Here is a 24,167-nt window from a genome sequence, read left to right as displayed (position 1 = left end):
GTGTATTGGCCATTCTATTCAACGATGTGGCAACCATGTCGGCTGGCGTACGCAGATTCTGGGCCTTGGGGTTATAGCTCCTCACGACTGACACCGTGGGAATCGGCCAGCGCTCAGGGAAGCCCTGCAAAGCCAATTCGAGCGCATTAGCCATGCGCTGCTCCCATGCCATGTCCTTGTCATCGGCATTCGTCGGGTAGTCCTTCGGGTCCATCGGTAAGGCTGTACCGACGTGCAACGAATTGTTTTGCAGCGCGTTCTGTTGTTGCAGCCGTGCCCACGCTTGGCCTTGGCGATACACGTCCAAGCTCAAGCCAACACGGACGATATCCAAGGTTGTCAGTTTGGGAGCGTTGGCGGCTGTTTGCTTTGAAGCGGACATGGATGTACCTGCTGCAGGAAGATCGTTCGGTGTAGGTGGCAGTGTGCGGATCAATTCGATGTTTGACAGTGGGCAGGCAAGTCGGCTCAACGGATCGTCGTCCGTCGGCGCCGCCATCGCAGGCATACTGACCGACATCCACATGGCCAGGCCGCTCAAGGCGATCCGAATTCGTTTCATCGTGCCCCCTTCACACCCGATTGCACTGGAATACCGTCACGGCGACCGGCAACAGTTTGATAGCGCACTGTGGTGAGCGGCTGGCTATGTGCATTCTTCGTGACCTCGGGAAGCACGCCCGAACCGATGTAGACATCGGTGGCGTCAATGAGGTCTACGTGTTCCTCGGCTTCAGCCTTGTACCATTGCATGATGGCCGGATCGGTTTCCTCTTTTGACTTGCGATCGGCTTCGCCTCGTTTGCCGACATATAGATCCCACCGCAACCGCCAATCCGCCACCCGACACAGATACGCGTAATAACTCTCATCATCGATGCTCTTCGCCTGCCCGATCGCGAGGTCATACGCCAGCGCCCGGCGGCTATGCTCCACGCTCATCGGAATGGCCGAATGGAACGAGATCGCCTCGTTCTCACCCAGCGGGGCACGCACCAGGCGCTCGCGCGCTTCATTCGGACTTTCCTCGAACGCCACCAGCAGCCCGGGCATCTGACGGTTCTCCGTCCAGCGGGCGACGCGATGCCAGGCCGCCGCCCACGCGTTGTTGCTGCCATCGAGATAGGGATTGCGCTGCGGGTCGTTGAGATCGGTCGCCGCCTCCTCCAGCGCGCGCTTCATCGCCGCGCCCGACACGCCGGGCGGCCGCTCCATCGCGCGCACCTCCTTGACCCGAATCGCGCCGTTGGTGATCGAGATCGACGCGTCGATCGGGTCGGTGCGGTGCCACACCGGCTTGATCCCGCTCGACCCCGGCCGGCCCAGCGTGCTGCCGCCTTCGCCGACGAAATCCGGGACGAACGGCACGGGCAACGCGGGCGCCTTGATCGTGACGGTTTGTTTTCTCGACAGGCCGGCATTGGCCGCGATCTTGCGGCTCCTGTCCATGTCGGTGCCTTCCCAGGTGGATTCGCCGGGGGCGCGCATCATGTAGTCGTAGCTCGGTGGCTTGCCCACGAGTTCGCCTTCGCCGTCACGCTCGCGCATCGCGAAGACTCGCTGCGCGTACTGGCCGCCAAGCGCGGACAAGGCCGGCAACGTAACGGTGCGGTGGGGCACCTGCCTCGCGGCGAACGGCGACGCGGTCGTCATGTTCCCGGAGGCCGGCTGAGGGTCCGGGCTCGAGTAGCTCACGGTGTCCGCCACGCCTTGCCAGCCGATGCCCTGTACGTTCCTCATGCCGACAGTCTGGTCCTGCGGCGAGAAATACAGGAAGGTACAGCCGCGGTTGTCGCGCTCGGCGAACTGCACGGTGTTTCCATCGATGGTGGTTTCGCAGGCCTCGCCGGTCCAGCGCAGGCCACCGATGCAGGTCGAGGCTTGGCTGGCGTCGGCGGTGTCGGCCAGCGACGGCGTGCTGTTTCGTCCCTCGCTGATGAACTGCGCGATATTGGCGAGTGTTTCGAGGCGGGCGGACGTGGTTTGCTGCGCGTTGCGCAACTCCATCCATTCGAACGTACTCTCCTCCAGGCTGTAGGGCGAGTGCATCATTACGAAGCCGTCGACGGGGCGCTGCCCTTCGTCGGCGAGCATGGCGTTCGCGAGCAGGGTGATCACGGTGCCCTGGCTGTGGCCCACCACGTTGATCGTGTCGTGTTCGCCGGTGGCGATGACCTGGCCGTCCACGACTTTCCGGTAGCGACGGATGATCTTGACCAGCATCGCCAGGCGTTGCGCGGCCAGCACCATGTAGGTGCGCTCGGGGCCCTTGAACAACGGATGGTCGGGGGAACCGAACAGCGGATTGGCCGGCAGGCCCATGACCTTGCCGGAGAAGCCGCTGCCGAACATGTCGGGGACGGTGGTGGTGGCGTTCGCGAATACGCCGCCTTCCTTGGTGCCGGCCTTGTCCAGCCGGTTGCCGTAGCGGTCCAGCCATTCTCCGTGCGGCGTGTTCTTCTGAATGCCTTTCTTCCCGGCGGGGTCTGCCTGTTCGGTTTCGCGGAACCCCCAGTAGAACGGAATCACCACGCTGCGCGACGCACCGCCGCGCTTGCCTGCGGTGGCGCGGCGGCGGTAATAGATCGCGTCGGGGTTCGGTTCGCTTGCACTGTCTTCGTCGGGCACGGAATAGGTGGCGGGGTTCAACGCGGCGGTGTTGGGTCGGCCGCGCTTCGTCGTCAACGGCTGGTCGAGGCGTTCGTTCAAGCCCTGGCAGATGCCGTCCTCCTGGACGGCATAGCTGCCGGCCAGATCGTTGACGCCGTGGATCAGGATCACGATGCAGGGTTTGGGCTGCTGTATTTGCGCGTAGGCGTCGCTGGCGCCGGGTGCGAGGACCGCTTTGGTCTGCCCGGTCAGCTTTATCGTGGACATGCGTTGCCCTCCATGATGGCCGGCTTGAACGGTCGGATGTTATTTCGGGGTCCTGCCGACTGTACCGGGCGACAAGACGCGGGTGTTGGCGGGAAGGGTTCTGTCGAAGCAGGCCCGGATGCTTTGATAAACGTCTTCATCGTGATCCCTCGGTCGGAAACAAGTGCATGGCTGCCGTACCGGCTTGGTGCGGTCGGCGCCTTGTTGCGATCGGTCGCTGGCGAGGCAGGCTGCCTTCGCCACCACGTTCGCGGCCGCTCATTGGCTGACTCCGGCATCATGCTTGGGGATGGCTTGCCGTTGCAGCCGATCCTCGCTGACTCGGCGCGCGGCGCATGCTGCCGGGGGCTGGAGATGCAGCCCGCCACCGGCCTGTACCAGGCAAAACTCGGTCACCGTGTTGTCTACCGTTTGCGCCTTCCGCCGGCCCCGTTCATGGAAATTCACGTAGAGCGCGTAGCTGCCGCCGGCGTACAGCGCCGAAGGGTTGTTTTTCAGGACCACTGCCTCGGGGGGCGCGGCATGGAATAGCGTCAGTTCTTGCCCCTGCCATCCGGAAGGAAGCCGGATGACCCAGACGTCCTCCACACATCGGCTGCCCGATTGTCGGCATACGGCAATCTTCGTGATCTCGCCGTCATTCGTTTCGCCAAGAAGGTTTCGAAAAGAAAAGACGATCTTTCCATCGGCAACGGAGACCTGTATCTCGGGAGGCACCTTCGAGGTCGCCCAGGATGACGCGCAAAGCACGAACGCCAATAGGCCCGCCAATACGTGTTTCTTCATGGGTCAGTAGCTCACTGGAAAGTTGCCAAGCACTGCTTTGAGTTTCTCGATCTCTGAACGATCCGCACGCTGTTTGGCCGCGAAGTAGTCTTTCGCGATATCTGCCTGCTGCTCGAGGTTGTAGTCCCCGAGCACTTTTCCGGGTTGCAGTTGATAGTTGTATTGGCCGCCGATGGTGAATTCCTTGACTTGTGTGTAGGCGCCTCTTGCAAGGACATTGATGCCCTGCTGGTGTTGCCAGACATGCATCATTTCGTGGATGAAATGAAGTTGCAGGTTACGATCCGCCGCCGTGGCAAAGTCGGGAATGCCGCGAAGTTGCTTGCCGAGGTACAGATGACCATTCGGCGTGATGGTGTAACTGTCGCCCTGCCAAGGCAGGAAGTTCTCTTCTCTGATGCGGACCTTCTGGTAGTCGATGGAGTCGGCGTAAATGATTTTCGCCAATTCAACCTCGTTGTCCGTTAAAGGCCGGCCGGCCGATGGGTCGGGCGGCAGCACGAGATTCCTCGCCAGCCCGATCGATGAGCCGGCCGCCACCGCCGCCGCTCCTGCGCCGGCCAGCTTCGTCACCAATGGCAGCAGTTCGAACGAGGCCATGTGCATCCCGTTTTCCTGCATCATCTGCGTGGCGCCTTGCTCATCGGTAACGCCAGCTACCTGCTGGCCATTGCTCAACGTAATTTTGTACGGGTGATTGGCCGCCGGGCGCTCGCCATCGGGCAGAGTCAGAACGAACCGCCGCTGGGTATCGCCCACGTCGAATTGCGGCAGCGTGGCCGCCTCGCTCGCGGCCCCCAGCCAGTTGTAGCCGCCTGCGTTGAAGGTCATGTCGCCCGGGCAGCCGAACTCGATCTTGCCGTCATGCAGCTTGATATAGGCCCCTTGGCAAAGCAGCGTGACGTGCTTGTCGGCCATGACGAGCACATGCTCGTTGCTTGCGCTGACTTCGACACTCTTGTCGGCCTGGATGCGAACCGTATCGTGCTGCGCCTGGACCAGCACCTGCCCTTGGTGGGCGATGTGTCGCAGGTCCCCGCCGTGCGCAAACTGGCTGATGCCTTGCCCGGCATTCATGACGATGGCCTGCCCGGCCGTGAGATGCTGGTTCTGCTCGGCCACGGCGTCCAGATGCTGGCCGGCGGCCAGGGTGATGGCGCGTGGGGTGCCGGCCGCGATGCCGGCGGGGCTGCTGATGGCGATCAGCGGCTGGCCGCCGCTCCCGGCGGGCTCGTCGTTTGCACCGTGCCCCAGATCCCGAACGGCTTCGGACAAGGTGGTTTGGGGCCCTGCGTCGTGCGACAGGTTCTGATGTTGCTCCGCGTAGCGCCCCAGGTTCCTGGCCAGTTCAAGCGCGCTTTCGAGGCATTGAATCAACGCTGCCCGGGAAAGCTGGCCTCCCTGGGCCTGCGGCTGCTCATCCGTGCTGAGCAGCAAGCCCTGCGCCGCGCGCAGCGCACCGTGCAGGTCGGTGCGCAGCTCGAAGCCTTCGCCGCGGGGTTGGCCGCCATCCGGGCGCGGATGGGTGAGGTAGCCCAGGTGCAAATGGCTGGCGCCGTGATCGTTCATCAGGGCCGCGCTGATTTCGGCGGTGGTGTCGTCCAGGCGCAATTCGCTGGCGCGCTGCCCTTTGTGCTCCTTGGTCTTGAGGGTGCTGAGCGTCTGGAATTTGGGCAGCTCGTAAGGGGCGGGGTTCGTCACCCGGTACATCCGGGACGCGATGAACGGCTGGTCCGGATCGCCATTCACGAAATCGACGATGACCTCCTGGCCGATGCGCGGCAGCGTGATGTGCCCCCAGCGCGTGCCGGCCAGGCTGCTGGCAGGGCGAATCCAGCACGTGTCCTGCGCGCTGTTGCGCCCCTCGCGTATCCAGGCAAACCGGACGCGGACCCGGCCGTGCTCGTCGACGTGATATTCCTCGTTCTCCGGCCCGACGACCGTGGCCTCCTGGGGGCCGGGGATGACCGGCCGCGGCCGCGGCTCCGGGCGCCACTCGATGTGGTCCGGGATGATCTCCGCGGTATAGCGGTAGTGCGTGCCTTGCCGCGCGGTGGCGCTCTCTTCGGCCTGGCTGGTGTACTGCGTGCCGTGATGTTCGATGCGGATCGGCCGCCACCCGTGGTTCCAGTTTTCACGGGGATGGTCGACGAGGTCGAACGCCACGCCGGGTACGAGGCGCGGGTCGTCGCCTTCGACCACAGCCATGCTTGCATCCCGGCGCAGGCCTCTCAGGCGATCGCGCGTGAAGGGGAGGCCCGCGGCGTCTTCCTTGTAGCGGCCCGGGTAGTCGTAGCGCTCATAACCGGGGCTCTGCCCCATGCCGTCGCCCGTCTGGAGGTGCTCCTGCTGATAGCGCGGATGTTTGAAGGTGTAGTCGCGCTGAGTCAGGCGGCTGGTGCGGACCTGCTCGCCATAGGTGAAGCGGCGCAGGCACGGTTCGGGCTGGTCGCCGCCCGGGGCGGGGTTGTAGCGTACCGGGCCGCCGTCGATTTCCCCGTGGATGTAGAGGCGATCGCCGTGAATGAGGGTGCTGCCTTCCGCGCTATGGTCGAAGCGATGGAAGATCCCTTCTTCGGCAGCCAGGCGCAGGACGAAATCCAGATCGGATTCCCCGGCCTGGACGCAATACTCGCGAGAGAGGTGGGGTTCGGTCAGACGCTGCTCGTAGTGGCGCAGGCCATGCGTGTCGAGCACGGTTTGCAGGATTTCGGGAACCGATTGCTGCTGGAAAATGCGCCAGTCCGAACACAGCGCGAGCCGGGCCAGCAGCGGTTCGACGACTGCGCGGTAGCGGGTCCGGCGGAAGCCGGTTTCCCCTTGAAAGAACGAGCTGATGCGGCCGGTGACATAGCGCATCGGCCGCTCGCGATGCCAGAGGGTGAAGCGTGCCGGCTGATCGACGACCCGCTCGAAATCCACGGCAGGGTTGCGACTGGCAAGCTCCAGTTCGAGACGGAAGGTTTCGGACAGCGCCTCGGTGAGATGGAATTCGACGACGTCGAATTCCTCGCCGCCTATCACGCCAAAGGTGAAACGCACGTGGGTTTGATGGCTCATCGGGCGTGCCTCTTGTCTCCGGGAGCGAAGCAAGCGGTGCAGGGGGCCGGCTCCTGCGCCGGGTGGGTGTCGGCACGCACCGTATCGCGGGCTACATCACGGGCTGCGCGCCAAATCGAATGGGCCATTCTTCGGGTTCCTGATTGGGGCCGGTGCTAACCGACAGGATGTGAAACGATTGCGTACTCGGGAACAGCGCCATGACATGGCTGAGCACGTTGAGGAACAGATACATCTCGCCCTCGCTGCCGAACCCGTCCGGGTCCAGCACCAGATGGCTCTTGCTCCCTCGCACCGGCATGTCACGGAACATGCGGTCGACCGGAACGGTGGTGATCGAGCGCATCGCATCCAGCTTGCGTTGCGTGGCCCGGGCCAGTGGGAGGTTGTGCAGGCCCGGTATGTCATACGCTCGCAGGAAGCTGGCGAGCGCGGCCGTGCTGTCGAGAATGAGCGGGTTGGGCGACAGGTTGGAGATCCATTGCCAGTGGACGCCGCCGTCCAGCACGGGCGGATAGGTCGGGCTGGGCATCGTGAGGTTGGTGAATTCGGCCGCACGGGTCGTGGTGCCCGTGGGGTGGCAGATATCTCCCGGCCGCAGCGCAAGCGGCAGCGCGCCCTGGGTGCAGGTCAGGCGCACCTGCGCGACTTCGTCGGCCGCCACGTAGGGCGTGCCATCGCCGTGCAGAAAGGCGAGGCGGTGAGCCACGCCTTCGGGTACCCATTGATTTTCGAGATGGTGAACATAGAACCCGACGCCGGCTTCGTTGGCGAGCGCGCCGCCCCGTCCGGCGGCGGCGCTATACGGGCGGAAGGCCTGGACGGGCTGGATACCCTCGCGGGAGACGGTGCGCCGGGAGCAGGAGACGGCATCGACGCTGAAGATGTCGCGGGGTTCGCCGCGAGCGTGCGAGGCGGGTGCGAGCGCGACGCTGGCTGTTTCATTGTCCAGGCTGATGGGGCCGGCCGTGTCCGGCAACAGATTGACCGCTGGCGTGCAGAACAACGACAGGTCACCCGTTTGAATGGACGTGCCCGGCGGCATCGGATGACGGAACCGCAGCGTGAGCCGGGCGCGTTGGCAGGGAGCGGGTGGCCAGGCTTGCCGCAGGCCGGTCACGCGAAAGAAGTGGAAGCGAGCCGGGTAGACGAAGTATTCCTGCAGGATGCGATAGCCGTCGAGTTTTTCCGCGGGTTGCGGAAGCAGGGCGTCGCCCGGGCTGAAACCGGAAAACTGAATGCAGGGGCGCGGCAGATCGCGAACCCGCTCGCCATGATGCAGCCGTGCCTGTTGCAGATAGCGTCCGAGCCAACAGTACAGCGTGAGCGCCGTGTGTTCGTCGCAACTCAGGTGGAATTCGAGGCTGTCGCAATCCAGCTCGTGCAGAGACGTACCCGATGCGGCCGCCAGATTCAGGTGGATGAGGGATTCCTGTTGGCTATGGCTGTCGCTGATGGACTCGATGGTCAACGGCAGCAAGGTGACATCGGTACAGGTGCGGAATTGGCAGCGCACGCCGTGCACCGGGCGCGACTGAACGACCGTCCCCTGCGGCAAATGCTGCGGCGCCGAGAGGCTCCCCTCCATCGGCGCGAAGCGCATGATGGTCATGCCGGGCGTGGGCCGAAGGCAGCTCGGGTCCAAGGCTTGCAGCAGCGGCTGAGTAAGTTCCGGAAAATCGTCCTCGATCTTCAGGCGCAACTTGGCGGTGAGGAACGCGAAGCCTTCCCGCAAGCGCTCTACGCCCGGATCGACGGCGGAGTCGCCGAGGAATCGCTCCAGGCCGGGGTTACTGCGGGCAAAGATCCCGCCCAACCGGCGCAGGTACTGGAGTTCCTCGACGAATTTATCTCTGAGCGACGCCACAACACTCCTCTGGTTGACGAGGTGCGCTCTGGCCGGCGAGGCGGGAGCCGAAGGCGTGACGCTACAACGGTGGCAAGCAGTGGGCGTCGGCAGAACGAACCTCTGTGATTCTCTGCGTGCGCCGGTATCAAGGGAAATAGGACCTGTATGAAAATCGGGTGCGCGGGTGGGCGATCGCGAACGAAAATGAGGTGTGCGGCTCTGCGCCCAGGGCAATCGCACGACACGTCGCAAACGGAGAGCGGTGGCGCGGTCGACATCGCTGGCGCCAGCCTTGCCGTCGATTCTTGAGGCCGGCGTGGGTAGCGGCATTCGGTTTGACGCACGCGGCAGGCAGATGCGTCGCACGATCGCAAAGTTCGGTGCGGCGTGTGAGTGGCGCGAGCCCGGCCTTGGTCTTGCTTCGCGAGCGCGCGCAGGACGGGCTGTCGCCTTGCGGTTCGACGGTGCCGCGGGTTCGGTGCGCGGGCGGCGGCGCATGACCACCGCGCCGTCAAGCCGCGCACGCATGAACGACGGCCGGCCCGGTCGTTCAGCCGCGTTGCGGCGGCGCGAAATGCGTGGGCGGTCAGCGGGTGCGGCATATTACAAGGTCGATCGCGCGGCGATGACGATGGATGCGCATGAAATCACGCGCGATATGACCGGATCCCTGAGTTTCTTTGCGGACGATCGAACGAGATCAGGCCGACGGAAGGGGGTCTGCGCCGCCACTCAGCGCGGCCAGTTCCGCCGCGACACGACCGCGAAACTGATCGCGATCGATCCCGTTGCCGGGCGCGACGGCGGATCGTTCAGCGCGTCGTCGAGCGCATCGCCGAAGCGCGGGCGGCGACCGCGTCCATCGGCGCGCGCGGCACGGCGCGCGGGCGTCGCTGTTTCGGGCACGGCAACGCAATCGTCGGCGACGATCGTGTCGCGCGACGTGTCGGACAGGCATTCGGACGCGTAATCGACGCACATGACAGTCAGTTCCGGGAGGGCGATATCCGTATTGAACGTCACGTCGTTCGATCAGTAAAATGAATGTTTTGATCGTTACGATTCCTTTGAAGAATGGAACTGAAACTGCTGCGAACGTTCCTGACGGTCACCGAGCTCAGTCATTTCAGCCGCGCGGCCGATACGCTGCACATGAGTCAGCCGGCGCTGAGCAAGCAGATCGGCGCGCTCGAGGCGAGCCTCGGCGGCAAGCTGTTCGAGCGCGGGCGGCATGGTGCGGAGCTGACGCCGTTCGGCGAACGCTTCCTGCCCGACGCGCAGGCGCTCGTGCGCGATGCCGACGAGATCCTCGCGCGGGCGAGGGAAGCGACCAGCGGGCAGCGCGGGCATTTGCGGCTCGGCATCTGCCTGTCGGTGCTGACGCTCGTGCCGAAGCTCGTCGCGGAATTCCGTCGCCGCAATCCGGGCATTGCCGTCACGCTGAGCGACCTGTCGTCGTCCGAGCAAACGCGCCGGCTCCGCGCGGGCAAGCTCGATGCCGGTTTCCTGCGCCTGCCGTCCGATGAAGGGTTGTCGTCGTTCAAGGTGATCGACGAGGCGCTCGCGCTCGCGGTGCCGCCGCATCTCGGCTTCAAGCGCGTGCCGGCCGAACTCGACGTGCTCAACGAGATCGGCTTCATCGCGCTGCAGCGTACGCGCGGCCCCGGGCTTGCCGCACAGATCGACCGATGGTGCGTCGAGCGGCGCTTCGTGCCGCACGTGACGCAGCAGGCGGAGGACGTGCAATCGGTGCTGACGTCGGTCGCGGCAGGCGTCGGCGTCGCGTTCATTCCGTCGCGCGCGCAGTACCTGCTGCGCGACGCGACCGTATTGCCGCTCGCCGGCCGAGACGCGAAGTGGCGCGTCGGGCTTGCGTGGCTGTCCGGCCGCGACGATCCCGTCACCGCGCGTTTCGTGTCGTTCATGCGCGACGCGATCAAGGGCGCGCAAGCGCGCGTATAGTGTTCGCGATGGCGTCTCTCCCGAACGCCGGCCCTGCGCCGGCTCACGAACCCGAACCGATGACTTCAGAATCCGACGACTCCCCGCTCGATCCCGCCCTCGTCGCGACGCTCGCGACGCTGAACGAGGCCGCGGCCGATCCGGCCGGCAAAACGTGGTCGCTGCCGAAGATCGCGAAGCGCGCGCAGTTGCCGATGAGCACGCTGCGCCGCGTGCTGACGCAGCTCGATGCCGCGGGCCTCAGCGCGACCACGCTGAACGAAGACGGCACCGGCAGCGCCGCATTGACCGACCAAGGGCGTTCGGTGTGCGCGCAACTGTTCGGCGCGAACGACGCGCAATAAGAAAGGCCGCTCGAAGCGGCCCTGCGTATTCCGGTTCGACATCCGACGCCGGCGCATCGCCCACGCATCACCACCGCGCCGTCAGTCCGCCCATGATCGAATGACGACAGGTTTGATCGTTCAGGCTGCCCTGCGTGCCCGTGTCGTCGCTGACGAGCGGATGGGGCGCGTGCGCGTCCAGCGGTGCGACGAGGGCGCTCGCGGCCGCGAGCGGGAGCATCCTTGTCATCACGTCACCTGCCGTGCGTCGTGGGCGGCCGGCCCGGGCGGGCCGGCACGCCATCGTCGGAACCGAATCAGAACCACTGCTTGTAGCGGCGCACGTAGAGCGTCTTCACGATCTGCGCGAGCAGGATGTAGCCGACCATCGTTGCCGCGAGCCACAGCCAGTAGGTGCCCGGCAGGTGCATGAAGCCGAGCGAATCTGCGAACGGCGAGAACGGCAGCCAGCAGCCGATCGCGATCGCGGTGAACGTCGACAGCAGCACCGGCAGCGCGGCCGTGCTCTGCAGGAACGGGATCTTCTGCGTGCGCAGCAGGTGCACGACGAGCGTCTGCGACACGAGGCTCTCGATGAACCAGCCCGAGTTCATCACGATCTGGCCGCCCGAACCGCCGTGCAGCTGATACATCGCGCCGGCGCCGAACACGGTCCACATCAGCACGTAGGTCGTGATGTCGAACACCGACGAGGTCGGCCCGACCCACAGCATGAAGCGGCCGATGTTGCCGGCCTCCCACTTGCGCGGCTTCTTCAGGAACTCCGGATCCATCTTGTCCCACGGCAGCAGCATCTGCGACGTGTCGTAGATCAGGTTCAGCACGAGCAGCTGCGTCGCGAGCATCGGCTCCCACGGCAGGAACGCGCTGGCGACGAGCACCGAGAACACGTTGCCGAAGTTCGAACTGGCAGTCATGTTCAGGTACTTCAGGATGTTGCCGAACGTCTCGCGGCCCTTGATCACGCCTTCTTCGAGCACCATCAGGCTCTTTTCGAGCAGGATGATGTCGGCGGTTTCCTTCGCGATGTCGGCGCCGCTGTCGACCGAAATGCCGACGTCGGCGTCGCGCAGCGCGGGCGCGTCGTTGATGCCGTCGCCGAGAAAGCCCACCGTGTGGCCGTTCGCCTGCAGCGCCTTCACGATGCGCGCCTTCTGCAGCGGCGTGAGCTTCGCGAACACCGTCGTGCGTTCGACGACCTGCGCGAGCGTCGCATCGTCGAGCGCGTCGATTTCCGCGCCTAGCATCGGCTTGCCCGGTTCGAGCCCGACCTGGCGGCACACCTTCATCGTGACGGTCGGGTTGTCGCCCGTCAGCACCTTCACGGCGACGCCGTTCTCGCGCAGCGCCGCGAGCGCCGGCGCGGCCGATTCCTTCGGCGGATCAAGGAAGGTCAGGAAGCCGCGCACGACGAGGTCGCGCTCGTCGGCGGTGCGGTACTGTGCGCGTTCGTCGCCGCGCGGGATCATGCGCGTCGCGAGCACCAGCACGCGGAAGCCGTCCTCGTTGTACGCGTTCGCCTGTTCGAGCAGCCGCTTGCGCGCGACGAAGTCGAGCGGGCGCACGCCTTCTTCGTCCTGCACGTGGGTCGACACCGCGAGCATTTCCTCGACCGCGCCCTTGCAGACGAGCAGGTGCGTGCCGCGTGAATCCTCGACGACGACCGACAGGCGCCGGCGCACGAAGTCGAACGGCAGTTCGTCGATCTTCTTGTAGCCTTGCGGCTTCACACGCTCGCCGATCTCGTCGGCACGCGCGACGACCGCGATGTCGATCAGGTTCTTCTGGCCGCTCTGGTGGAAGCTGTTCAGCCAGCCGAGCCGCAGGATGTCCTCGTTCTTGTGGCCGGACAGGTCCAGATGGTGTTCGAGGATGATCTTGTCCTGCGTGAGCGTGCCGGTCTTGTCGGTGCACAGCACGTCCATCGCGCCGAAGTTCTGCACCGAGTTCAGCCGCTTCACGACGACCTTGCGGCGGGCCATCGCGATCGCGCCGCGCGCGAGGTTCGCGCTGACGATCATCGGCAGCATTTCGGGCGTGAGACCGACGGCCACCGCGAGCGCGAACGTGAGTGCGCTCAGCCAGTCGCCCTTGGTCAGGCCGTTGATCATGAACACGATCGGCACCATCACGAACATGAACTTGATCAGCAGCCAGCTCACGCTCGCGACGCCGCGATCGAAGCTCGTCTCGATGCGCTTGTGGCTCACGACGTTGCGGGCCAGCGACCCGAAGTACGTGTCCTCGCCGGTCGCGACGACGACGGCCGTCGCCGTGCCGCTCACCACGTTGGTGCCCATGAAGCACACGTTCTCGAGATCGAGCAGCGACGACGTCGCATCGTTGGCCGCGCCGCCCGCGCCCGTATCCGTGTTCGCGGACTTGCCGGCCACCGCGCCGAGCGTGTCGTACTTCTCGACCGGCAGCGCCTCGCCGGTCAGCACGGCCTGGCTGATGAACAGGTCGCGCGACGCGATCAGGCGCACGTCCGCGGGGATCATGTCGCCGGCGGACAGGTGCACGATGTCGCCGACCACCACCTCGCGCATCGGCACTTCGCGACGCGCAGGCTCGGACGTGTCGGTCACGGCGCGCTGCACGGTGGCGGTGGTGCGGACCATCGCCTTGAGCTTCTCGGCCGCGCGCAGCGAACGGAATTCCTGCACGAAGCGCAGCAGCGCGCTGATCGTGACCATCGACAGCAGGATCGTCATGCCGACGAAGTCGCGATCGTCGGGCGCCGCGAAGTAGACGTCGGTGCAGAAGCTGATCGCGGCCAGCACGAGCAGCACGTAGACGAACGGATTATGGAACGCGTGCAGCAACTGGCGCGTCCAGTGCGGCGGCTTGTCGTGCGCGATTTCGTTGGGGCCGTTGTGCTGCAGTCGATCGGCGGCCTGGTCGTAGGTGAGGCCGCGCGAGCTGGTGCGCAGCGACTTGAAGGTTGCCTCGAGCGGGCGGGCCGCTTCCTGCGCGGCGCGCATGCTGTGCGGTGCGTTCTGCTGGCCGGTGCCTGCGTTGATGAAGCCGCGCTGTTTCTTTTGCGATGTATTGCGTTGTGTCATGAGTCGCTCCTTGCGCACGAGGCGGCGGGCGGGGAGCGACCGTGACGTCATCGACGCACGAGCGCTCCCCGCCGCGTCGCGACAGGCGCGATCGGCTGTGGATCGGTGAAGGGAGGAACGCTCGCCGGCGCACGGAGCGCGATCGGATGGACGATGCGCAGCGTCGCACCGGCGAGCGGTAATCGACTACTGTCGTCTGAGTTCATCTGCACTCCTGTCGGTTGCGAATAGTCGGCGCGGGCGATCGACGGCTGTGCACGCACGAGGGTGCGCGGCCGGACGGCACGCGAATGGAAGACGCACGCAACTCGCGCCGCGCGCAGCACGAACGCACGCGCGCGACACGCACGGTTGCGCAGCGCGGGCATTCGGCAATATCGAAAAAATGTGGGCGGGGATTCTGGCCGGTCAGGCCGGAAGGACGCCGCATCCTGCTTCCCGGGATGCGGCAGAAGACGAGGCTCTGCGCGGTTTCCTCAGGCAGCAGTCAAGTTGGTCGAGGACCAACTACAACTCGCATCGGTGTTCACAGAACGCTCCATGTAATTAGACGGGGCGATGGTAATGGGTCGTCATGCGAAGCGTCAACCTTTTTATGCCCTTTTTTCAGGCATTTTTTGCAGCACTTTCTTGCAGAACGTCAACGCGTCGATGCCGGCGCGCCGAATGGAAAACCGCGCGCATGCGACGTACGCATGCGCGCGGTCGGGCGAAGCCGTGCCGCGTTACTCGGTGCCGCGTTACTGCGACGATGCCGTGACGGCTGCGCCCGCATCGAGAATGCCGGAGCCGGCGGGTAGTGCCGTGCACGACGTGCTCGTCGGCAGGATCGCCGCGCGCGCGCCGCCTTGCAGCTTCTGCTGGATCTGCGCGGGCGTGAGGTTGCCGTTCACCGACAGCATCAGGGCGGCGACGCCTGCCACCTGCGGCGTCGCGAAGCTCGTGCCGTTCGCGGTGCCGTACGTATCCGCGCCCGGCGTCGTCATGCCGTCGTTGGCCGTCGACAGGATGTTGACGCCCGGGGCGCTCAGTGCGACGTCGGCGCCGAAGTTGCTGAACGCTGCACGGCGGCCGGTCGCATCGGTCGCGCCGACGCTGATCACGCCGCGACAGTTCGCGGGCTGGTCGAGCCCGGTCGACAGGCCGTCGTTGCCGGCGGCGACCACGACCGTCACGCCCTTCGCGTTCACGTCGTCGATCGCCTGCTGGAACGTCGCGCTGCACGCGCCGACGCCGCCGAGGCTCAGGTTGATGATCTTCGCGGGCGTCGGGTTCGTCGGGACGCCGTTGACCGGAATGCCGGCCGCCCAGCGCATGGCGTCGGCGATGTCGCTCGTCACGCCGCCGCACTTGCCGAGCACGCGCACCGGAAGGATGCGGCCGAGCCACGACACGCCGGCGATGCCCATGCCGTTGTTGGCCGTCGCGCCGATCACGCCCATCACGCGCGTGCCGTGCCAGCTGCTGGGGCTCGGCGCGCTCGCGCAGCGATAGTACGGGCCGCTTGCGTCGTCGAGCTCCTGCTGCGTGACCCAGTCGCCCGGATCGGTTGCGTCGCTGCTGCGGGTCCGGCCGTTGTTGCCGGTGTTGACGTTCGAGATGAAGTCGTAGCCGGGCAGCAGGTTGCCGACGAGGTCGGGGTGCGGCCGGTAGCCGGTGTCGAGCACCGCCGTGACGACGGTCGGCGAACCCTTGGTGCGCGTCCATGCGGGCGACGCGTCGATGCCGGCGGTCGGATCGAACAGGTTCCACTGCTGGCTGTAGTCGGGGTCGCTCGGCGTGTCGCGGATCCGCATCGGGTGATCCGGTTCCGCGTAGTCGACGTCGCTGTCGGCCGCGAACGCTTGAGCGAGCGCCGCGGCGTCGCTTGCCGCGATGCGCTGGCCGATCGACAGCACGGCTGCGCCGTTGGACAAGGTCCGCTCGACCTGGACCGCGAGCGGTGCCTGCGATGTCGTCGCGGCGTTCGCGGCGTTCGCGGCGGCATAGGCGCGGGCGGCGCCGCTTGCCGTCGGTGCGTTCCAGCGCGTCATCGAGCGCTGGATCACCGCGTCGAGCCGCGTGCCGGTGTCGATGGCCGCCATCGCATGGGTGGCCGTCGCCGTCTTTAGCTTGACGATCAGGTGATCGACCGGCGGCTCGGCCGGCGCGACGGTCTCGGCCGCCATCTGCACGGCGGCCTGCTGGGTCGCGCACGCGTTGCTGCCGCTCGTGGCGGGCGGCGTCGTCGGGCTTGGGCTCGGGGTCGGTGCGGGCGCCGGTGCGGCATTGGAAGACGACGGATTGCTGCCGTCGCCGCCGCCACCGCCGCAACCGGCGAGGGGAACGAGCACGGCGGCGGACAGCATGCCGGCGAGTACGTGCGTATGAGCGGCGCGGAGCAGCGCGGAATTGAAGCGTTTGGCTGTCATGCTGAAACGTGATCCTCGTGAATAACCGTCGTGCCGGCTGTAACGCGCGATCCGGTAAGTGCCGGACCTTGTGGTTTCGTCTGACGATCGGCGCAGGTTGCTGCGACGCGCCATGCAATGGGTAACGGCTGCCACGTCGGCTTCTTGAGCGCGTTCTGGCAGAAAAAAGGCGGTGGCCGCAACCGGTTACGTTGCCGCGATGCCGCATGCGTGAGGCGTTCTGAATCGACCGCCGGGAGCGCAGGGCGCGAGCGAATACGACCGGCCGGGCGAGACGCGCGGCGCACGGGCAACGAAGACGCATTTGCGCCGCACGGCATGCGTGCCGTGCGCGCACGTGCGTGCCGGATGGTTCCTTACGCTTTCCCCGATGCGACGCGGATTTTGTTTGGGCGTACGATCGCGGTTCGATCAACGTTTCGTCAGGAGAAAAGCATGGATCGTCGCTTCCGTTGGCTCGCCGTCGCGTTGACCTGCGCGCTCGCAGGCACCGGCACCGCGCATGCGCAGGCGCTCACCGGTACGCTGAAGAAGATCAAGGACACCGGCATCGTGTCGCTGGGTATCCGCGAATCGTCGGTGCCGTTCTCGTATTCGGACAACCAGCAGAAGAACATCGGCTACTCGCGGGACATCGCGGCGCGCATCATCGACCGGATCAGGACGGATCTGAAGCTGCCGAACCTCACGGTGAAGGAAATCCCGATCACGTCGCAGAACCGGATTCCGCTGGTGCAGAACGGCACGATCGATTTCGAGTGCGGCTCGACGACCAACACGCTCGAACGGCAGAAGCAGGCCGCGTTCTCGGACAGCATCTTCCTGTACGGGATCCGCTTCAGCACGCGCAAGGATTCGGGCGTGAAGGACTTCCCGGACCTGGCCGGCAAGACGGTCGCGACGACGGCCGGCACGTCGGACGAGCGTCTGCTGCGCAAGCTCAACGAGGAGAAGGGGATGAACATGACGATCATCAGCGCGAAGGACCACGCCGAAGCGTTCATGAACGTCACGACCGGGCGTGCGGTCGCGTTCGTGATGGATGAGCCGCTGCTGTACGGCGAGATCGCGAAGGACCGCAACCCGGGCGCGTACACGGTGACGGGCACGCCGCTCGTGCACGAAAATTACGCGTGCATGATGCGCAGGGACGATCCGGCGTTCAAGCACGTGGTCGACGACGTGATCGCGCAGATGCAGACGTCGGGCGAGGCCGAGAAGCTCTACGACCAGTGGTTCACGCGGCCGATTCCGCCGAAGGGCGTGAGCCTGAATTATCCGTTGTCGCCGGAGATGAAGCAGCTGTTCAGGAATCCGACGGATCAGGCGCAGTACTGATCGCGGCATCGTGCCCACGTGCGGGCCGGCACATTGAATGTGCCGGCCGGTGCGACTGAATCCCGTGATCTGATCCGCTGCTCCTTTCTCCGATGCCGCGCGCAGATGGCGGCCATGAACGTCATCCGCGCCTTCCGGGCAGGATGTTGCAACCCACACTCTAATCTCCGTGCGGCAGCGCCGCATCTCGACGGGCTCCGGCCGGGGCCGCGTTTTTCGCCATTCCTTTCCTTGCTTGCCTGATCCGTCCCGCACGTCGAACCGCGGTGCGCGCATGCGCGCCCGGTTCGCGCCCGGTGAATGTCGTTTGCCGTGTAAACCCGGATTCAGATTTCAATTTGAACTGGTCAGAATCGGCCGAAATTGTTCAACAATTTTCGGCGAAAAATCCCGGGAAGCCGCGCAGGGCGGCGTGCGGGAGGCGTTGTGATGTTTCAGCGCGAGCGCCGAATAACCCGGGAGCTTCGCCATGTCCGCTCGTTTTCCGTTTCGCCATTTCGTCCGCGGCGCGCTCGTGCCGCTGGCCTTCGCATGCTCGCTCGCATCGGCGGCTCCGCTGCAGACGGTGCGGTCCGGCACGCTGCTGGTGGGCTCCGACCTCACGTATCCGCCTTACGCATACCTGGATGCCGGCAAGCCCGCCGGCTTCGACGCCGAGTTCTCGCGGCTGCTGGCGCGCCACCTGAAGCTGGAGCCGGTGTTCCTCGACACCCGTTTCCCGGACCTGATCCTCGGGATGAAGGCGCGCCGCTTCGATGTCGTCGCGTCCGCGCTCTACGTGACGCCCGATCGCGTGAAGCAGGTCGATTTCGTGCCGTACCTGAAGACGGGCGCATCGCTGCTCGTCGCGAAGGGCAGCGCGTTCCAGCCGAAGACGCCGCAGGACCTGTGCGGCAAGCGGATCGGCTCGATCAAGGGCGCGTCGTGGACGCCGAAGTTGCGCACGGTGTCGCAGGACACGTGCAAGGCGGCCGGGCGCGCACAGATCTCGATCCTCGAGTTCCCGACGTCGCCGGAAGCGACGTCCGCGCTGATGTCGAAGGCGGTCGACGTCCAGATCGAGGATGCGGCCGTCGCGCAGGGGATTCCGAAGCAGACGAACGGGCGCGTCGAGATCAGCTCGACGACGCTGCTGTATCCGATCGTGATCGGCCTCGGCGTGACGAAGGGCGACAGCGGCCTGCAGGCTGCACTCGAGGGCGCGCTGAACGACGCGCGGCACAGCGGCGAATACGGCAGCCTCGTGAAGAAATACGGCTTGCAGGAGCCCACGCCGGCCGACGTTGCCAGCGCACTCGGTACTGCCAAGTAAGCCCCGGGGCAAGCACGATCCGACCACCGCGTGCCGCGCAGCGCGGCCGCATCACCCTCCGGGGTTGAGGAGTCTTCGATGCAGTTCGATTGGCACTATGCATTTCAGCTGTTGTGGGACAAGGATTTCTGGCGCGCGTGCGTCGTGGTCGTCGAACTCAGTGTTGCCGCGTGGGTGCTCGGCGTGGTGCTCGGCTTTCCGGTCGCGCTTGCGAGGCAGTCGCACCAGCCGCTGCTGAAGCGGGCGGCGGCCGTGTACATCTGGTTTTTCCGCAGCCTGCCGCTGCTCGTGCTGCTGGTCTTCATCTACAACCTGCCGCAGGTCTTTCCCGCGACCAGCGTGGTGCTGTCGGATCCGTTCACGGCCGGCCTGATCGCGATGGTGCTGAGCGAAACCGCGTATTTCGCGGAAATCCATCGTGGCGGGATCCTGTCGGTGCCGCGCGGGCAGCTCGAGGCCGGCCGCGCGCTCGGCATCCGCTTCACGGGCATCCAGCGGCTGATCGTGATGCCGCAGGCGATCCGCATTGCGCTGCCGGCGCTCGCAAACGAGTTCATCACGATCGTGAAGCTCACGTCGCTGGTGTCGGTGATTTCACTTGCCGAGATCCTGCTCGTCGGGCAACGGTTGTACACGCAGAACTTCCTCGTGTTCGAAACGATGCTGGCCGTCGCGTTCTATTACGTGCTGATCGTCACGGTGTTCAGCCGGCTGCTCGGCTATCTCGAGCGGCACCTCGACGTCAGCCGACGCACGCCCGTGCAGGCCGGCCATGCGGATCCCGAACTGCCGCTGTCGGTGCCCGCCGTCGCGCCGCGGCCGCGGGCGAACGCCGAGTTCGCGCTGCGCCTGAAAGGGCTGCACCAGCGCTACGGCCGCCACGAGGTGCTGAAGGACATTTGCCTCGACGTCGCGCCAGGGCAGGTCGTGTCGATCATCGGCCCGTCCGGATCCGGCAAGACGTCGCTGATCCGCACCATCAACGGCCTCGCGCCGGTGAACGCGGGCGGGGTCGACCTGTACGGCGAGTCGTTCATCCGTGCGTCCGGTTCGCATCCGCCGCGCGTGTCGAACGAGCGAATCCTGGATATCGGCATGGTGTTCCAGAGCTTCAACCTGTTCCCGCACCGCACCGCGCTGCAGAACGTGATGATGGCGCCGTGCTATCACCGGCAGGCCGATCAGGCAGCGATCCGGCTGCAGGCGTTGTCGCTGTTGTCCAAGGTCGGCATGCTCGAGCATGCGAACAAATACCCGCATCAATTGTCGGGTGGCCAGCAGCAGCGTGTCGCGATCGCGCGCGCGCTCGCGACGCGGCCATCGATCATGCTGTTCGACGAGCCGACGTCGGCGCTCGACCCCGAGCTTGTCGGCGAAGTGCTGAAGGTCGTCGAAACGCTGGCCAAGGAAGGGATGACGATGATCATCGTGACGCACGAGATGAATTTCGCGTTCAAGGTATCCGACCGGATCGTGTTCATGGAGAACGGCCGCATCCTGTACGACGTGCCGCCCGACCGGATCCGCGGCAGCGCGGACGCGCGCGTGAAGGATTTTCTGAAGCATGTTCACTTCGCATGACGAATCACGGAATGGGAGCACGCATGGACCCGATGGCTTTCCGGCTGGGCGACATGAACGCACACGCGTGCGCCGAGCGGCTGCGTGCATGTTTCGAGCGCGCCGGTGCGCATTCCGGCGACATCGGAACCGCGTGGCTCGCGCGTCGCGACGAAGCGGCGGCGGTCGAAGCGCAGGCCTGCGATACGTCGTTGCGCGACGGCACCGCCGATGCGCCGCTGGCCGGCACTGTACTTGCGGTGAAGGCCTGTTTCGATTGCGAAGGCTGGGTCACGCACGCCGGTTCGCGCGTACTGGCAGACGATCCGCCGGCGAGCACCGACGCCGCATCGGTGTCGGCGCTGCGTCGCGCTGGTGCCGTGCTGATCGCGCAGACGGCAATGACCGAGTTCGCGTACGGCGCGCTCGGCGTGAACCATGCCTACGGAACGCCGACGACACCGCTCGATGCACGTCGCGAGCGGGTCGCTGGCGGATCGAGTTCGGGCGCGGCGGTGTCGGTGGCGCTGGGCGCGGCTGACCTGTCGCTCGGCTCCGACACGAGCGGTTCCGCGCGCATTCCGGCGGCATTTTGCGGCGTGACCGGATTCAAGCCGTCGCGCGGACGCTACGCGACCGACGGCATGCAGTTCTTGTCGCCGAGCTTCGACGTACCGGGCTTGCTCGCCGCGACGGTCGACCTGTGCCGGCGCGCGGACGCCGTGCTGCACGGCCGCGACGTGCAGCGGCCGCGGCCTGCGACGGTGCGTGGCCTCGATTTCATCGTGCCCGAGCCGTTCGCGACCGACGACCTCGACCCGGACGTCGCACGCACATTCGACGCATGGCTGTCGCGGCTTTCGGCGCATGGTGCGCGCATCCGGCGCCGGCGGCTCGATTGCGTGGCGCAGGCAGGCGCGGTCGCGCGCGCGGGCGGCATCATCGCGGCCGAGGCGTTCATGCTGCATCGAACGCGACTGGCAACGGCGGCCGACCGCTACGATCCGCTCGTCGGCCGGCGCATCGCCGCGGGCGAGCAGGTGCGCGCACACGACTATGCGGCGGCGCTGCTGCGCCTGGCGGCACTGGCGGACACGTACCACACCGAACTCGGCGACGCGGATGCGGTGCTGACGCCGACGGTGCCGATGCTGCCGCCGCGCGTGGCCGATCTGGCGGACGAAACCGTGTACCTCGCACAGAACACGCGTGCATTCCGCCTGACCGAGTTCGCGAACCGGCTCGATCTGCCGAGCATCAGCGTGCCGGGCGACTTGCGGCACCGGCAGCCCGTCGGCTTGCTGATCACGGGACGGCGCGGCGCGGACGCGCAGTTGCTCGATGTCGCTGCACGGGTCGAACGCGCGCTGACCGACTCCGCATGACCTGGTTTCCGGCGGCAAGGCTTGCCTTGCCATTTTTCTTTACCACTATTCAGAGGTGCTTATGATCGTCGTAAGATCGGCCGATATCGCCAATACCGAGCGTCACGCGCGCGGCCCGGGCTGGGACAGCAAGCGGATGATCGTCCAGCAGGACGGCGTCGGTTATTCCGTCCACGAGACGCGCGTGCATGAAGGCGCGGAGCTGCATCTGCACTACAAGAATCACTTCGAAACCAACTACTGCGTGGCGGGAGAAGGCGAAGTCGTCGATACGGCGACCGGCGCCGTACACCGGATCACGCCGGGAACGATCTACGCGCTGAACCTCAACGACGCGCATATCCTGCGCGCGACGCGCGGCGACCTGCACCTCGTATGCGTGTTCAATCCACCGCTCACCGGGCGCGAGACACACCGGGAAGACGGCAGCTACGCGCTGCCGGCGGGGGAGCAAGCCTGACGATGCGCGATGCCGTGCCGTTGCGTGCCGCGACATGCGACGTGCAACGGCGACGTGCAACGGCGGCGCGGCGTGCGGACTCAGGCTGCTTCGCGATGGCTGCGCCTGATCGCCTCGACGAGCATGCGCTCGGAGTCGTCGAGATAGCGCGTGAGCGCGGTGACGGCTTCGCTGCGGCGACTTTGGGTGAGCAGGTTGTAGATCTGGTATTCGCGCTGGATCCAGTCGGGCGTCTGCACGCGCTTCTCGTCCGGATCGGCGGCGAACACGAGGCGCAGTTGCGCCGAGATGGTTCGGAAGAATTCGTCGAGCAGCGCCGACTTCTGCAGCGCGACGATGTGCTGATGAAACCGCAGGCTGTGCGTGCCGACGGCCTGCCAGTTTTCCTTCGCGAGTTCGCGCTCGGCCGCCCGAATGGCGGTCTGCATCTTTTCGAGCAGCGCCGGCTGCGCGAGTTCGGCCGTGTTCAGCGCATGCAGTTCGAGCGTGCGGCGTGCAACGTACAGATCGCGCACGTCCTGGCGATTGAGCGTGCGCACGACGACGCCCTTGTGCCGCACGAACGTGACGAGCCCTTCACGGCCGAGCTGATGCAGGACTTCGCGAAGCGAGTTGCGCGACGTATCGTACTCGGCGGCGAGGTCCATCTCGATCAGCGCCGTGCCCGGCGGCAGCTTGCCGCTGATGATGTGCTCGCGCAATTGATGGCTGATCCGGTCGGCGACCGATTGTCCTCTCGCTTTTTCGCTTGCCATTCCGTTCGTTCGCTCCTCTCCTGATCGTGTGCCGCCGGCGTGACCGGCCGGCGGCGTTTCGCCATTCTACGGGCTGCGGGCCCGGTCAAGCCGTTTTGCCGGATTGCCAGTCGGCCTGCGGCGGCTGCATGCCGTGCATGCCGCGATACGGCGCGACGGGTGGCGACGCCCAGCCTTCGAGCAGGCTCGGGTCGAGTCGGTACACCTCGACGCCGAGCGGCCGGCACACGTCGATCGGGTCGCGCGCGTCGGGGCCCCACATCGGCACCGACAGATCGCCGCCCGGGCAGGTCGACATCGCGCACAGCACGTCGATTTCCGCGAAGAACTCGAGATAGTCGCCGGGCTTCGCGGGGCAGGCCTTCATGAAGTATTTGTCGTCGTCGTTCAGCCCCGTGCACTGGAACACGTTGAGCACGTCGTGCACGTCGAACTCGGTCAGCCCGTACGGCGCGACCGCGCGCACGAGATTCGAGTGGCAATGGAAATGAAAATCCTCGCCGGTCAGCAGCTTGTTCACGTAAGGATCGCAGCGCGTGCCGAGCAGGTCGTGCACGCGGCCGCCGTCGCCGTCGACGCCGTAGCCGGCCAGCGTGTCGTCGGTGATCGTGACCAGCGGGCGCAGGTACGGCAGCGTCGACCAGAGCCGGTCGAACGTCGTCACGTGCGCGGCCTGCAGCTGGCGCGTGCGCGATGCCCACATGCGCTCGCGCGGATTGTGCAGGTTCCATATGTTGAAGTCGGCGACTTGCGGGCCTTCCAGCGTGACGATCCGGAATACGTGACCGGCCGGCACGGTCCACGCGAAGCCGCTGCGGATCGGCACGATGTGCGACGCGATGCGCTCGCGCGCGTCCTGGCGCTGGGCAATCGCGGAATAAAAGACCTTGTCGACGTTCAGGACGGAGCCCTTGGTGACCTGGTAGGCGGCGGGATAGTTCGACATGACGCGGTGCTCTCGGGGAAAGTTGGCAGATGCGGCGATCCGGCCAAAGTCCTTTGC

At 65.9% G+C, this 24,167-nt stretch carries 19 protein-coding genes and 1 pseudogene; 8 read left to right on the top strand and 12 right to left on the bottom strand.

Annotated features, from left to right (window positions below; all coding sequences use genetic code 11):
* The 5 genes from O1Q03_RS32080 to tssF form a co-directional block, all read right to left on the bottom strand.
* A partial coding sequence (locus O1Q03_RS32080) for a type VI lipase adapter Tla3 domain-containing protein (protein WP_269508528.1) occupies positions 1–562 on the bottom strand: 562 nt, incomplete at its 3' end.
* Positions 559–2,877 (bottom strand): T6SS effector phospholipase Tle3 domain-containing protein, encoded by a 2,319-nt coding sequence (locus O1Q03_RS32075; protein ID WP_269508526.1) that lies wholly within the window; start codon positions 2,875–2,877, stop codon positions 559–561. The genes O1Q03_RS32075 and O1Q03_RS32080, both read right to left, overlap by 4 nt.
* A gap of 258 nt (positions 2,878–3,135) precedes the next feature.
* Positions 3,136–3,663, bottom strand: a complete 528-nt coding sequence (locus tag O1Q03_RS32070) for a hypothetical protein (RefSeq protein ID WP_269508525.1) — start codon at positions 3,661–3,663, stop codon at positions 3,136–3,138.
* Positions 3,664–3,666: 3 nt separating this feature from the next.
* On the bottom strand, positions 3,667–6,723 hold the full coding sequence (locus O1Q03_RS32065; protein WP_269508522.1) for a type VI secretion system Vgr family protein: 3,057 nt from the start codon (positions 6,721–6,723) through the stop codon (positions 3,667–3,669).
* A 91-nt stretch (positions 6,724–6,814) separates the two neighbouring features.
* Entirely contained in the window at positions 6,815–8,590 is a 1,776-nt protein-coding gene (gene tssF, locus O1Q03_RS32060) for a type VI secretion system baseplate subunit TssF (RefSeq protein ID WP_269508520.1), read from the bottom strand.
* A 274-nt stretch (positions 8,591–8,864) separates the two neighbouring features.
* Here tssF and O1Q03_RS40025 point away from each other — a divergent pair, with 274 nt between their 5' ends.
* From O1Q03_RS40025 to O1Q03_RS32045, 3 genes are all read left to right on the top strand, one after another.
* Positions 8,865–9,542 carry a hypothetical protein gene (locus tag O1Q03_RS40025; protein WP_332112561.1) on the top strand — a complete coding sequence of 226 codons (678 nt, stop codon included), beginning with the start codon at positions 8,865–8,867 and terminating at the stop codon, positions 9,540–9,542.
* Between the two features lie 104 nt (positions 9,543–9,646).
* Positions 9,647–10,534, top strand: coding sequence for a LysR family transcriptional regulator (locus O1Q03_RS32050; protein WP_269508516.1), 888 nt, complete (start codon positions 9,647–9,649; stop codon positions 10,532–10,534).
* Positions 10,535–10,593: 59 nt separating this feature from the next.
* Positions 10,594–10,878 carry a transcriptional regulator gene (locus O1Q03_RS32045; protein ID WP_269508514.1) on the top strand — a complete coding sequence of 95 codons (285 nt, stop codon included), beginning with the start codon at positions 10,594–10,596 and terminating at the stop codon, positions 10,876–10,878.
* Between the two features lie 112 nt (positions 10,879–10,990).
* On the opposite strand, the pseudogene O1Q03_RS32040 reads toward O1Q03_RS32045, so the two are convergent.
* From O1Q03_RS32040 to O1Q03_RS32025, 4 genes and pseudogenes are all read right to left on the bottom strand, one after another.
* A pseudogene (locus O1Q03_RS32040) lies at positions 10,991–11,107 on the bottom strand (transporter); the annotation flags it as partial.
* A gap of 67 nt (positions 11,108–11,174) precedes the next feature.
* Positions 11,175–13,943: a magnesium-translocating P-type ATPase gene (mgtA, locus tag O1Q03_RS32035; protein ID WP_269508511.1), complete on the bottom strand. Its 2,769-nt coding sequence runs from the start codon at positions 13,941–13,943 to the stop codon at positions 11,175–11,177.
* A 47-nt stretch (positions 13,944–13,990) separates the two neighbouring features.
* A complete protein-coding gene (locus O1Q03_RS32030; RefSeq protein ID WP_269508508.1) occupies positions 13,991–14,149 on the bottom strand; it encodes a hypothetical protein in 159 nt (52 codons plus the stop codon).
* 534 nt (positions 14,150–14,683) lie between these two features.
* A complete protein-coding gene (locus O1Q03_RS32025; protein WP_269508506.1) occupies positions 14,684–16,354 on the bottom strand; it encodes a S8 family peptidase in 1,671 nt (556 codons plus the stop codon).
* Between the two features lie 435 nt (positions 16,355–16,789).
* Here O1Q03_RS32025 and O1Q03_RS32020 point away from each other — a divergent pair, with 435 nt between their 5' ends.
* Positions 16,790–17,692 (top strand): glutamate/aspartate ABC transporter substrate-binding protein, encoded by a 903-nt coding sequence (locus tag O1Q03_RS32020; RefSeq protein ID WP_269508503.1) that lies wholly within the window; start codon positions 16,790–16,792, stop codon positions 17,690–17,692.
* 333 nt (positions 17,693–18,025) lie between these two features.
* On the opposite strand, the gene O1Q03_RS32015 is transcribed toward O1Q03_RS32020, so the two are convergent.
* A complete protein-coding gene (locus tag O1Q03_RS32015) occupies positions 18,026–18,163 on the bottom strand; it encodes a hypothetical protein (RefSeq protein WP_269508501.1) in 138 nt (45 codons plus the stop codon).
* Between O1Q03_RS32015 and O1Q03_RS32010 the strand changes: the two genes are divergently transcribed.
* The 4 genes from O1Q03_RS32010 to O1Q03_RS31995 all read left to right on the top strand — a co-directional run bounded on the left by O1Q03_RS32010 (position 18,162) and on the right by O1Q03_RS31995 (position 22,409).
* Positions 18,162–19,004: an ABC transporter substrate-binding protein gene (locus O1Q03_RS32010; RefSeq protein ID WP_269508499.1), complete on the top strand. Its 843-nt coding sequence runs from the start codon at positions 18,162–18,164 to the stop codon at positions 19,002–19,004. The genes O1Q03_RS32015 and O1Q03_RS32010 overlap by 2 nt on opposite strands.
* A gap of 78 nt (positions 19,005–19,082) precedes the next feature.
* The gene (locus O1Q03_RS32005) at positions 19,083–20,585 is read left to right on the top strand and encodes an amino acid ABC transporter permease/ATP-binding protein (protein ID WP_269508497.1); all 1,503 of its coding nucleotides are present in this window, start codon (positions 19,083–19,085) and stop codon (positions 20,583–20,585) included.
* Between the two features lie 23 nt (positions 20,586–20,608).
* Complete coding sequence (locus O1Q03_RS32000; RefSeq protein ID WP_269508495.1) at positions 20,609–21,949, top strand: amidase family protein; 1,341 nt, start codon at positions 20,609–20,611, stop codon at positions 21,947–21,949.
* Positions 21,950–22,010: 61 nt separating this feature from the next.
* Positions 22,011–22,409: an ectoine synthase gene (locus O1Q03_RS31995; protein WP_269508493.1), complete on the top strand. Its 399-nt coding sequence runs from the start codon at positions 22,011–22,013 to the stop codon at positions 22,407–22,409.
* Positions 22,410–22,489: 80 nt separating this feature from the next.
* On the opposite strand, the gene O1Q03_RS31990 is transcribed toward O1Q03_RS31995, so the two are convergent.
* The gene (locus O1Q03_RS31990; RefSeq protein WP_269508491.1) at positions 22,490–23,164 is read right to left on the bottom strand and encodes a GntR family transcriptional regulator; all 675 of its coding nucleotides are present in this window, start codon (positions 23,162–23,164) and stop codon (positions 22,490–22,492) included.
* Positions 23,165–23,249: 85 nt separating this feature from the next.
* Positions 23,250–24,110 carry an urea carboxylase-associated family protein gene (locus tag O1Q03_RS31985; protein ID WP_269508489.1) on the bottom strand — a complete coding sequence of 287 codons (861 nt, stop codon included), beginning with the start codon at positions 24,108–24,110 and terminating at the stop codon, positions 23,250–23,252.
* Positions 24,111–24,167 lie beyond the last annotated feature (57 nt).

It is taken from the genome of Burkholderia sp. IMCC1007 (genome assembly GCF_027257875.1).
GTDB lineage: Bacteria > Pseudomonadota > Gammaproteobacteria > Burkholderiales > Burkholderiaceae > Burkholderia.
This window is presented reverse-complemented; position numbering and strand designations above follow the sequence as displayed.